This window comes from Phormidesmis sp. 146-12 (assembly GCF_052939495.1).
This window is the reverse complement of record NZ_JBJPHS010000006.1, coordinates 41495-53391: the sequence shown is the minus strand read 5'-3', so window position 1 is coordinate 53391 and position 11897 is coordinate 41495. Positions and strand designations below refer to the sequence as shown.

Here is an 11897-nt window from a genome sequence, read left to right as displayed (position 1 = left end):
GGGTGACCGTCAAAGCATCGGAATTCACCTAAGATAACTGTTACGAGGGTGACAAACTAGGGACGAAGAAAGTTGAATTGGAAACAGGTACATCTGCTGATATGATTTATTTATTAACAAAAAGGTGGGGAAATATTTTTTGAAATGGTATGGGCAATTACATTTAACTGGTGTAGACTATCTGACATCAAGAACTAACTGAGTCTGCTGCAATCAAGGGTTGCAACCGATAGCAGTTCTAAAATGTCCGTACTCAAAGCAGCAACGAGGGGGTTTTTACCAATCTTCTGCAAAAAGCTTAATCCGTAATTGATTAAGGATCTACCAGATTAAAATCTTCTAGCAAAGCCTTTAGTCTCTAGAATTCTCTCCAAAGCAGGAGTCGGGGTCTCAATCACTGATCGAAGCGAATGCAAATCGATAGTATCGGCTGTCTTACGGTCTTGTTAAAAGCTCAAGTTTCGCATCTACTTTTATGACTTGTTATGAAACTTTTACTGGTTGAGGATGATCAGTGTATTACTGAACTGTTGGCAGAGGCTCTTGCTGGCGAGAATTATGCGATCGACATTGCGCTAGATGGTCAGGCCGGCTGGGAGTCAGTGGTAGCTTCTGATTATGACTTACTTCTACTGGATGTATTTTTGCCCAAAGAAGATGGGATTAGTCTCTGTCGGCGGCTACGCTCTCATGGCTACTGTATGCCGATTTTGATGCTAACAGCGCGAGATACCCTCCAAGATTGGAGAGCAGGGCTAGATGCGGGTGCTGACGGCTACCTGGTTAAACCTTATAAGCTCAGAGAGTTGTTGGCTTCTATCCGCACTCTACTTGAGAAGCCTTCACTTGCCTGTCAAAACTTGTCTGTTAGAGCTTAAGAGATTTGTTAGGAAAACTTTATCGTCTGCCTCAACTCCGAGATCTTTCAAAGTCAGAGTCCCCAGAATTGGGGGATTTAAGCATGAAAAAAGCTGATAGCGACTTTTTGAGTACCACTACCAGCAGGTTGAAGATTAGATTTGTGTGAATTGTCGTGACTAGCTCTGGTGAGAGAGTTTGGGTAGGGCAACCTTAGTCCAGGTGGCGGGCCTTATAGCGCTCGTACTCCTCCGAAAGATTACTTTCTGCCTTAGGCTTTTTGTGATGAAGGCCCAGAAAATACGTCAATGCTGTACTCACCAAGGCAATGCTAACTCCGAAGGCTAGAATATCTGTTCCGCCTTCCCACTTCACGGCTCGCCCTAGAAACAAAACACTTAAGATCACCACTACGACGCTCACAAGTTTGCCTTTGAGATCATCTAGGTTGTGAATTTCTAACCAGGGAGGCACTTTAAGGCGTTCGTCAATAAACAGTAAATAGAGTCCAAGTGCCGTGATGTGAAAAACAGTTGCTAGTAAAAACAAATCGATAATTTCGATAAACGATAGAATTATCGTCTTTGCCTCACTACTGGAATGCCCTATTTTTAGAGCAAGACCGATCGTAACAAAAGTTTGAACCGCACCATAGAGCAGCAGTGTGATTGAGATTGCGAATGAACACAGTACAGCAACTAAAATCGATATTCGACTGCTGTTAATAATTCGATTGAGCATGTTGGTGAATGTATTCTACAACAGTTTTTTCTTCACACAAATTACAAATGGCTACATCACTTGTAGTTGTTGCAATCTTGGCAATCTAGAGGAATCTCTAGCGATTTACTAGTTCTAGGCTGCTAAAACGCCAACGCTAGAATGACCTGATGTTTGTTAGAGAAGGTACAGCAGAAAGAATAGAAGAATCCACACGACATCCACAAAGTGCCAGTAAAGTTCTGCGGCTTCTACCCCAAAGTGATGATCACTGGTGTAATGTCCTTCTTTACGCGATCGCCACCACACTGCCCCCATCAAAACCAGCCCAAATGCGACGTGCAGCCCGTGAAAGCCCGTTAGAACGTAAAACGTACTGGCAAACAAGTTTGTCGTCAAACCAAACTCTAAATGAAAGTACTCATAGGCTTGACCGACCAGAAAGATTGCTCCCATCGCCGCAGTTATCAAAAACCAGGTTTGTAGGCCTGCAACATCATTTTTTTTGATGGCGACATCCGCTTTGTGAATCACGAAACTGCTGGCAATCAGAATAATGGTGTTGACTCCGGGTAGCCACAACTCTAGCTCCGGTGTGCCTGCGGGGGGCCAGACGGGGGTGACCGATCGAAAGGTTAAGTAGGCAGTAAACAAGCCTAAGAAGATCATGCCTTCGGCAAGTAGGAATATAAACAGCCCGAAGATACGGTAGTCATGATGCTCAGAATGGGCGGCGATCGTCGTTTCGGCCGTCAGATAATCGTGGTTGGCTGTCTCAGCCGGATTGGTTGTTGAGCTTTGCATGAGTGTTGGTTCGGTTTTAAAGGATTGTCGAGTCACGGTGTATGGGCTACTAGTCCATTGGGCGTTGCTGATTGGAGGGATGAATGCGTGGGAAGTGCCAATCTTTTCGCCCCCTAAATCCCCCAATTTTGGGGGACTTTGAGCATTGGGTTTCCCTTCGCTTTAGGGCAATTCGTCCCATGATTCAGCAACGCCGTCATTGCTAATTAACCCATACACTTTGAAGGATGGTTTACTTATTCCTGGCTAAGGCTTTGTTCCTGGCTGTCAGGATGAGTCAACGATCGAGCAGACTGAACAGCTAGATCATCGGGATCTGATATCGAAGAACCTGCTGGATCAGAGAACAACACATCTACAAAGCCATCTTTCTGATGATTGCTTCCTGTCCCATGATCAGGCACACCGCCATAGTCATAGAAGCCTGTGACCAAAACGGGATCAATGAGAAAGTTTTCTACTGGCGGCGGCGAAGTTGTCATCCATTCTAGCGTCAGGCCTCGCCAGGGATTATTTCCAGCTTTGGGGCCTGAAATGAGACTCCAAATAACATTCACAACGAAGGGAAGGGTCGAAACTGCCAGCAAGTAAGCACCGATGCTACAAATCAAGTTGATCGCTGCAAACTTTGGATCATATTCTGCAACCCGTCGATTCATGCCTTCTAGTCCGAGCTTGTGCATTGGGAAGAAGGTGACATTAAACCCGATTAACATCAGCACAAAGTGAATTTTACCCAGTGTTTCATTGAGCATTCGCCCTGTCATTTTGGGGAACCAGTGGTAAATGGCGGCATAAATCCCAAACACGCTACCACCAAACAATACGTAATGGAGGTGAGCCACGATAAAGTAAGTATCGTGAACGTGAATGTCAAAGGGAACAGCAGCAACCATAACCCCGCTAATACCACCAATCACAAACATTGAGATAAATCCCAACGCAAACAGCATGGCGCTATTTAATCGCAGCTTACCACCCCAAATCGTGGCCACCCAGCTAAAGATTTTGATGCCCGTGGGCACAGCGATGATCATCGTCGTGATCATGAAAAACATTCGCAACCAAGGCGGTGTTCCACTAGTAAACATGTGGTGTGCCCAAACAATCAAGCCTAGAAAGCTAATTGCAAGACTGGAGTAAGCGATCGCTTTGTAGCCAAAGATGGGTTTACGAGCATGGACGGGCAAAATCTCTGAAATCGCCCCAAAAAAGGGCAAGATCATAATATAAACTGCCGGATGCGAGTAAAACCAGAACAAGTGTTGATAGACGATCGGATCTCCACCGCCTGTTGGATTAAAGAAGGAAGTTCCTATTAGCAAATCAAACGCCAGCAAGATCAACGCACCCGCTAATACAGGGGTTGCAATCAGCGCCAGGGCGGATGTTGATAACATTGCCCAACAGAACAATGGCATCTGGTTAAATCCCATCCCAGGGGCACGCATCTTAAAGATGGTGACGATGAAATTTAAGGCTGCCAAGATAGAGGACGTGCCAAGCAGTAGGACGCTGAGAATCCAAATCGCCTCGCCTGCTTTGTCACCCGTTGTGCTTAACGGTGGATAAGAAGTCCAGCCTGCGCCGGGGGCACCGACAAAGAAGCTGCTCAACAGCAATAACCCTGCGGGTGGAATCATCCAAAATGCCAGCGCATTTAAGCGAGGAAATGCCATGTCTCGTGCCCCAATCATCAAAGGCACTAGATAGTTTCCAAAGCCACCTGTCCCAGCGGGGACAATCCACAAGAAGATCATCACTGTCGCATGAACTGTGAATAAGCTGTTGTAAACTTCGCGGCTCACAAAATCGACTTCTGGAGTTGCTAACTCTGTGCGAACCATCGTCGCCAGCGCTCCCCCAACCAGGTAAAAAACAAACGTTGTCACCAGGTATTGAATGCCGATTACTTTATGATCTGTACTAAATCCGAAGTATTCTCGCCAGTGTGTCCCCTTTGGCTCTTCGTCAGGGATAGGGGGCACAAAATTGGTCGTTTCTTGAAGCTGCGCTTGTGTCATACAAAATTAATCCTTGTGCTGGTCGAGTTGGATGACCTTTCGCAGAAGTTGATGGTCAGAGGGCAAAATTTGGCTCTCCCAAGCCGATCGAGGAAACAAACACGACTACGCCGACTGTTGGCTTGGCTGATACAAATGAGGCAGTTGCTCTAGAATCTGAGGAGTGACTCCAATTTCTTGAGCATAGGGAGCCAAAAACTCTGAGGGAGTCATCTCTGCTGGATTTTGAGCGATCGCGGTCTCAGGGTCTGCTGCTCCACTGGCAATTTGCGTCTGAATCCAACGATCAAATTCTGCGGGTGTTTCCACAATGACTTGCGATTTCATTGCTCCATGATAAGCACCACAAAGTTCTGCACAAATCAGAGGGTAAGTTCCCGCAGAGGTCGGCGTAAAGCTCAACACAGATTCTCGACCTGGGACTGCATCTTGTTTCAGGCGAAACTCAGGCACCCAAAAGGCATGAATCACATCATTGGCTGAGAGATTGACCCGCACTTCACGACCCAAGGGAACATGTAGCTCTCCAGCCATCACCCCACTGTCTGGGTAACTAAAAATCCAGGCAAACTGCATGGCTGCTACATTCACCGTCAAGGCTGAAGCAGGTTGATTCTGAGCGATGACTCCTGTAGGGGATTCTGAAGGAACTGTGGTCTCTGCAACAGTCTCTACAACCGCATTTGAGGGTGCATTAGACGGTAAAGAGGCGGCGATGGCTGATCCAGGCACTTGAGCGATCGCCGACCTACTGTGAGCCTGGGCACTGTGATCCATCGGGTCGCGCCCCCCGATCTGGGTATAAACGTCAAAACTGTAAACGGCTAGTCCCAAAACAACGATCGCAGGAATAGCAGTCCAAAAAATTTCGAGGGGAATGTTGCCGTGGATGGGTAGAGCATCGGTGTCATCTCCTTGACGCTGCCGAAATTGAATCGCAGCAAACACGATCGCCCCTTGCACAATGATGAATAACCCGACCGAAATCGTCATCATCGTATTAAACAACCCATCGACTAAGAAGGCTTCCTTAGAAGCGGCAATGGGTAACAAACCGTGGTGCTGACCGACCCATAGACTCACCCAGGCGAGAAGGATACCCGCTACTAGCGTTAAAATACTACTTGGAATTTTCACGGCTTACGCAGAACTCCCTGCAAAACGAACAAGTTGGAGCGGATCATTAAGATAGAAAGCTTTGAATATTAGGGTGAATCTTGCAATCAAAACACACCCTAATACCTGGATGAAACGGCATTGCTGAATGCAAGTATGAATTGCCCTCCTCACAAAGTGGGGCGAAGCCCTCACCAACCTTTCTCCCCAGGGAGAAGGGAGCCAGAACTCTTGTCCCCTTGGCCTTTGGGCTACCGTGTACACACAAGTTGATCGATCCGTCATTGCCGAGATCTTTCGCCCCCTAAATCCCCCAAAATTGGGGGACTTTGAACGATCACAGTCTCTCTTTATCAAAGTCCCCCAGATTGGGGGATTTAGGGGGCTGAAGGCGACTGAAACGAAGCGACTCCGGACTTGTATGTACACGGTAGCGCTTTGGGAGAGGGTGAGGGTGAGGGCAAATCTAGCATTTCATACCGCAATTCAGCAACGCCGATGAAACTAGCGATAAAGATTGCGAACTCTGGCAGCTTGAATCCAGCACAGAGTCGGACACAAGATCACGCTGAGTCCTAAGATGATTGCTGTCCAGGAATTGATTGTCAGGTCAGTCAACATAGTGGTTTCTCCAATTTCAAAAAGGTAAATCATTGGAACGATCGATCGCTCACCAATTTTGCTAAAGGTCGCCGAGGTAGAGCGATACCTGAGCGTCTATGAGGATCAAAATTAAGGGAAAACCCCTTCTGCACGAGCCTTGGCTCCACTTCATACTGCTGAAAACTGCTTCGAGTCATCACAAACATCCCAGCTATTCAAGATGCTTAGAAATCTGTGAATCAACAATTGAGCGATCGCATTCATATTTTCCGATGTATCTAAGCAAGCCTTGAGTATTCACTTCCATTGGAAGAAGCTGCATATTCCCGTTGACGTTTACTCTGAAGTAAACAGTTTTGGACACTTGAGAAGGGTTGTGGTTATAAATCATCAAAGTCTCCTTATGATTAGCAGGCAAACGATCTACTCTCTCCACACGGCTCTGCCCCACTTATTTCTAGCTGGGAGAAGGTTGTCTATCGGTTTTGCACCCCAAGGCTTTGAGAATATCGTTTTGACCAGGTTCAAATACAGTAAAGTTGTTGCCTATTCAACTTGCAAAAAGTGAGTTCTTACAGCAAGAACCTCAAATCGGAAATCGGCAGGATCAACAACCGCTCTGTATTTCAGCAAGCTTAGACTTTAGAGGGTGATAAACTTGGGACAAAAAGAGCCAGGCGCAAAATAGAGAGATTGGTCGATCGACAACCCTTTACCTAATTACAGTTGAAGAGAGATTATTAGAGGTCTCAGGGGTATTCTGATAGATAGTGACCTCGTGCCTGCTCTAACTCTTCATCTTTAGACGATTCCATGCCTCAATCTCAAGGAACTCCAACGAATCAACCCCCTCAGCCAAGCCGCCAGACAGCAGAGGGGTCTCTTGATACACAGCCTTTCGTAAAAAAGGGGTGGGGCCGATGGTTTAGTCGCTTGAAGGTGGGACAAAAGATTAGTGGTGGGTATGGTCTGGCACTGGGAGTTGCCGTTGTGGGAATCACGGCCGGATTTTTAGTTGCAGATTACTATCAGCGGGAGGCTTATGAAGCGGAAGAAGATGCCACGGAGGAGATCAGTCTGCTCTATCGGATGGAGGGTGATGTCTTAGAAGCCCATCTTCACCAAAAACAACTCATCCTGTTGATGGAAAAGCCGACCCTGTGGCAAATAGAGTATGCCGATTTTTTGACTCATCTGGCATCCTCCCGTCAGGTATGGGCAGAGTTTAAATCGTCTCAAGGATATCTCAATCCCGAAGTTGAAGAATCCGCGATCGAGCAAGAGGCACTTGACCAGTTGAGTCAGTCCTACGAGGGTTTGGATCTGCGCTTACAGCAAGTCGAAAAACAGCTTCAGCAGCTAAATCCACAGAACTTGCCACCAGAGAAGAGAAAGGCGGCTCAGACTCAGTTAATCGAGGCGAACAACGATTCGTTAGTCTTTGAGTTTGATGAATTCTCAAAGCGGGTGGATAATCTCCTGAAAGTTGCGCTTGAGGAGCATGAGGAAGCAAACGAATCTATAGAGGCTGCTCTGGAATTGCGAACCCAGATCATTACAATTAGCCTACTATTCTCGATCGCGATCGCCATTTTCTGCGCTATCTCCACCAGCCGAGCGATCGCCCAGCCGATTCAAATGACCGCTAATGTTGCCCAGCAGGTTATCCAGACCGAAAATTTTGATCTACAAGCACCTGTCACCAGCCAGGATGAAGTGGGCGAATTAACGACAGCACTCAACCAACTGATCTGGAAAGTAAAGTACCTGCTACAAGCCCAAATCGAAGCGAATGAACAATTAGAAGTCTATAGTCACACGCTAGAGCAGCAGGTTGAGACTAGAACGCATGAACTCAGCGAGAAAAATAGCTCACTTGAGCAAACGTTAAAAGAACTGGAACGCACTCAAATGAGTCTGATTCAGAGTGAAAAAATGTCTAGCATTGGGCAAATGGTCGCAGGGGTAGCCCACGAAATTAATAACCCGGTTAATTTTATTCATGGCAACCTCAGCTATGTTGAGGAGTATGCTCAAGACCTGCTCAGACTGTTACAGCTTTATCAACAAGACTGCCCCAATCCATCACCCCAACTTCAAGCCGAGATTGCCGCGATCGAGGTCGATTTTCTGGTAGAAGATCTCACGAAGGTTGTTCAATCAATGTATCTGGGCACCGATCGTATCCGTGAAATTGTGCTGTCTCTACGGAATTTCTCTCGCCTGGATGAAGCCGAAATTAAGGCTGTCAATCTTCATGAAGGCATCGATAGCACACTCGTCATTCTAAACAATCGTTTGAAAGCTAACTCACAGCGTCCAGAAATCCAAGTGATTAAGGAGTATGGACAATTGCCGTTAGTAAACTGCTATGCAGGGCCACTCAACCAGGTGTTTATGAACATTCTAAGTAACGCGATCGATGCTTTAGAAGAATCTAACCAGGAGCGCACGTTTGAGGAGATCAAAGCCAACCCTAATACAATTCGGATCTACACGGAGGTTACTAGCAATCACTGGGCAACAGTCCGCATTGCTGACGATGGTAAAGGGATGAGTGAAACTGTCCGCTCCAAGCTGTTTGACCCCTTCTTCACCACCAAATCTGTAGGCCAAGGCACCGGATTGGGTCTCTCAATCAGCTACCAGATTGTCGTAGAAAAACACGGCGGAAAGCTATCTTGTCGATCGGCGATCAGACAAGGCACCGAGTTTGCGATTCAAATTCCCCTACAGCAGCCTCAGTCAACGTAGAGACACAAGGTTTGATGGTCTTTCTCACTGCGTTCCAGTCTTTTACGTCCCTTAAATCCCCCCTTCTGGGGTAGGGTTGATTCATTCTGAGCGAAGAAATTCAAAGGGCATCCAGAACCCTGATTCTTTCTTTTGAACGGTCTACGGCAACTAACAAGAGAATCGGCTCTTCGTTTTTCCTTTCAATAGAATGAATCAACCCTACCCTTCTGGGGGACTTTGAACTGGAAAGTTTGGCTCACTCAAAGTCCCCCAATTTTGGGGGATTTAGGGGGCGAAGATCTCAGCGACACAATGGGGATGCTCCTTCAGCGATCGCGTAACTGATACTGATGTTGGGTTTCATCCTTCCACCCAACCTACTACTCCATCTTCAATCTAATTAGACCTACGTACTTAGTAAAATTTTACTTCTTTTCAGCTTGAGATTAGATTGTCCCAGGTTTGTCACTCTTATCTACTTAAGCTATAGCAGTGAGTCTAATCAGTATCTATTTTAATTTTACTGGAAGCGGCGATCTACCAGGCACTCTGCAACAATGCACCCTGGGCTTAGGGTCAACTATAGAGTGGAAATTGCGACATTGACAACTAGCCGCTCAGTTAGCAGTTATAAGAGTCATCGGGTGTCTACCAAACTTTTTTCAAGCACTGCAAGTGAGAAAAATCATGACACAGACTACAGCCAGCATTCCCGTTAACCTGTATCGTCCAGATCACCCTCTGATCGGTCAATGTTTGCTCAACGAAAAACTTGTTCATCCAGGCGCTGTTGGAGATGTCCGCCATATCATTCTCAGACTGCCTGATAAAAACTTCCGCTATGTAGAAGGACAAAGCATTGGTATTATTCCACCCGGAACCAATAGTAAAGGCAAACCTCATAAACTGCGGCTTTACTCGATCGCCTCCACTCGGCATGGAGATCACGGGGACGATCAGACCGTTTCGCTTTGTGTCAGACTTCTAGAATACCCCCATCCAGAAACAGGCGAAATCATCTACGGGACTTGCTCCAGCCACCTCTGCAACATGCAACCAGGTGATGAAGTACAGATTGTGGGCCCGGTAGGTAATAGTTTCCTACTGCCCAATGACCCGAATGCAACCATCATCATGATGGCAACTGGAACAGGGATTGCTCCTTTCCGAGCCTTCCTGTGGCGAATGTTTGATGAATACCATGCGGACTATATGTTCAATGGTGATGCCATGCTGTTCTTTGGGATTCCCACAACTGCCAACATTCTGTACAGAAACGAACTGGAGTATCTGCGAGACTTAGATGGAACAAGACTCACCATCCAGTATGCAATTAGCCGTGAGCAGAGGAACAGTAGAGGTGGCAAGATGTACATCCAAGATCTCATTGCTAACTATTCAACAACGCTTTGGCATCTTCTTCAGCGAGAAAGCACCTATGTCTACATTTGTGGGCTGAAAGGCATGGAAGGGGGAATTAATGAAGCTTTAAGTCAGGCTGCGCTTGAGGATGGAGTCGATTGGGCTGAGTACCAGAAGCAATTGAAGAAAGCTGGAAGATGGCATGTAGAAACTTACTAACACTCCGCAACTGATTGCTTTAAGTACTGAATTATGAAGAGTTTAAAGACATTAGACCCGATCGCAACCATGAAATCTGCCCGGCAAGCAACAACACGTCTCAGACGTACAAAAAGTATCGATCGCCAGACACCCCCACAAGACAACCTTGCTCCTGACAAAGACTCACCATCACCCTCTGAGCATTACATCAGTCCCCTATCAGACTCGGTGCCTGCTTTTTTGCAGGTCATGTCTCGCTACCCTCTGCTCAAAGCAACTGAGGAGATTGAACTCGCTCGACAAGTCAGGTTTCTGATATCTGCTGAAGAACAGCGCAATGATCTCACTCAAGAACTGGGTCGAGTTCCTAAACCCTCTGAGCTTGCGGCAAGGCTGACAATTGAAACATCTGAATTAGAGCAACGCTGCAAACAAGGGCGCATTGCCAAGCGCAAAATGATTTGCTCAAACTTGCGATTGGTGGTCTCGATTGCTCACAAGTATCCCAATCACAAAGAGCTTCTCCCAGATTTAATTCAAGAAGGCGTGTTGGGACTAAACCGTGCTGTTGAGAAGTTTGATCCAGAGCGAGGCTATAAATTCTCAACCTATGCGTATGGATGGGTACATCAGTGCATCAATCAGGCGATCGCTCACAATTGCCACACTGTTCGATTGCCCTACCAGACGGTGACCAAGCTCAACAAGCTTAAACAAGTCATCTGCGACTTTCACAAAACATCAGGGCGTAGCCCTACAGAGGGCGAACTAGCCAAAATTTTAGAAGTTTCTCCACGTCAGTTAGTTGCGCTACAACGGGTGCGCCGCCGTGCTATTTCTCTCAACCATACCGTTGGTGAAGAAGAAAAAACTGAGCTAGTAGACTTGCTAGAAGATACCTCTCAGCTACTTGAAGAACAAACTGCTGAGACTCTTATCCATCAAGAGGTGCGAAATATCCTGGATGAAGTGCTATCTAGCCGCGAACGGGATATTGTCTTTTCTCTCTATGGTCTTTTTCAAAGTGAACCGTCCTCACTAGATAAAGTGAGCAGTCTATATAACCTGTCAGAAGACCGTGTGCTTCAGCTTCAAACCAAAGCAATCCAAAAACTTCACCGCCCTCAAACTGCAAAGCGTCTTCAGAGCTTACTGAGAGGACTCTAAAAGCGCCATATTCTGTCTAAAAGCGAGGGAGGATTGTTGCAGATTACATTGATCAAAGTGTTTCTTTCCTCTCACTCCCGCTAGTAGAAACTCTCTTAAACAGTGACCAAGAAGTTGCACAATTATCCATCCAGCCACTTGTTAACGAGAGCATCCCAATTGTGCAGAATCTCGGATTGCCCTCCTCACGAAGTGGGGCGAAGCCCTCGCCAGCCCTTCTCCCTGGGGAAAAGGTAGTCAAATCTCTTGTTCCTTCTCCTGGGGGAGAGGGTGAGGGCCTTGTTGACTGACAAAACTCCTGAAACC

Annotated in this window: 9 protein-coding genes; 5 read left to right on the top strand and 4 right to left on the bottom strand. The window is 46.7% G+C overall.

Going from position 1 to position 11897, the window contains the following annotated elements:
• Nucleotides 1-485 precede the first annotated feature (485 nt).
• Nucleotides 486-878, top strand: a complete 393-nt coding sequence (locus ACKFKF_RS04540; RefSeq protein ID WP_446857879.1) for a response regulator transcription factor — start codon at nt 486-488, stop codon at nt 876-878.
• A gap of 193 nt (nt 879-1071) precedes the next feature.
• Here the strand turns inward: ACKFKF_RS04540 and ACKFKF_RS04535 are convergent, their stop codons facing one another.
• Together ACKFKF_RS04535 and ACKFKF_RS04530 are read right to left on the bottom strand one after the other, a co-directional pair.
• Nucleotides 1072-1599, bottom strand: a complete 528-nt coding sequence (locus ACKFKF_RS04535) for a YqhA family protein (protein ID WP_446857880.1) — start codon at nt 1597-1599, stop codon at nt 1072-1074.
• Nucleotides 1600-1755: 156 nt separating this feature from the next.
• Complete coding sequence (locus ACKFKF_RS04530) at nt 1756-2382, bottom strand: cytochrome c oxidase subunit 3 (protein ID WP_446866589.1); 627 nt, start codon at nt 2380-2382, stop codon at nt 1756-1758.
• Between ACKFKF_RS04530 and ACKFKF_RS04525 the strand changes: the two genes are divergently transcribed.
• A complete protein-coding gene (locus ACKFKF_RS04525) occupies nt 2381-2524 on the top strand; it encodes a hypothetical protein (protein ID WP_446866588.1) in 144 nt (47 codons plus the stop codon). The genes ACKFKF_RS04530 and ACKFKF_RS04525 overlap by 2 nt on opposite strands.
• 94 nt (nt 2525-2618) lie before the next feature.
• Here ACKFKF_RS04525 and ctaD read toward each other — a convergent pair whose 3' ends face one another.
• Entirely contained in the window at nt 2619-4406 is a 1788-nt protein-coding gene (gene ctaD, locus ACKFKF_RS04520; protein ID WP_446866587.1) for a cytochrome c oxidase subunit I, read from the bottom strand.
• Nucleotides 4407-4511: 105 nt separating this feature from the next.
• On the bottom strand, nt 4512-5543 hold the full coding sequence (locus ACKFKF_RS04515) for a cytochrome c oxidase subunit II (protein WP_446866586.1): 1032 nt from the start codon (nt 5541-5543) through the stop codon (nt 4512-4514).
• Nucleotides 5544-6938: 1395 nt separating this feature from the next.
• On the opposite strand from ACKFKF_RS04515, the gene ACKFKF_RS04510 reads away from it, so the two are divergent.
• The 3 genes from ACKFKF_RS04510 (at nt 6939) to ACKFKF_RS04500 (ending at nt 11591) form a co-directional block, all read left to right on the top strand.
• Nucleotides 6939-8879 carry an ATP-binding protein gene (locus ACKFKF_RS04510; protein WP_446866585.1) on the top strand — a complete coding sequence of 647 codons (1941 nt, stop codon included), beginning with the start codon at nt 6939-6941 and terminating at the stop codon, nt 8877-8879.
• A gap of 669 nt (nt 8880-9548) precedes the next feature.
• Nucleotides 9549-10442, top strand: coding sequence for a ferredoxin-NADP reductase (locus ACKFKF_RS04505; RefSeq protein WP_446866584.1), 894 nt, complete (start codon nt 9549-9551; stop codon nt 10440-10442).
• 33 nt (nt 10443-10475) lie between these two features.
• Nucleotides 10476-11591: a sigma-70 family RNA polymerase sigma factor gene (locus ACKFKF_RS04500; RefSeq protein ID WP_446866583.1), complete on the top strand. Its 1116-nt coding sequence runs from the start codon at nt 10476-10478 to the stop codon at nt 11589-11591.
• Nucleotides 11592-11897 lie beyond the last annotated feature (306 nt).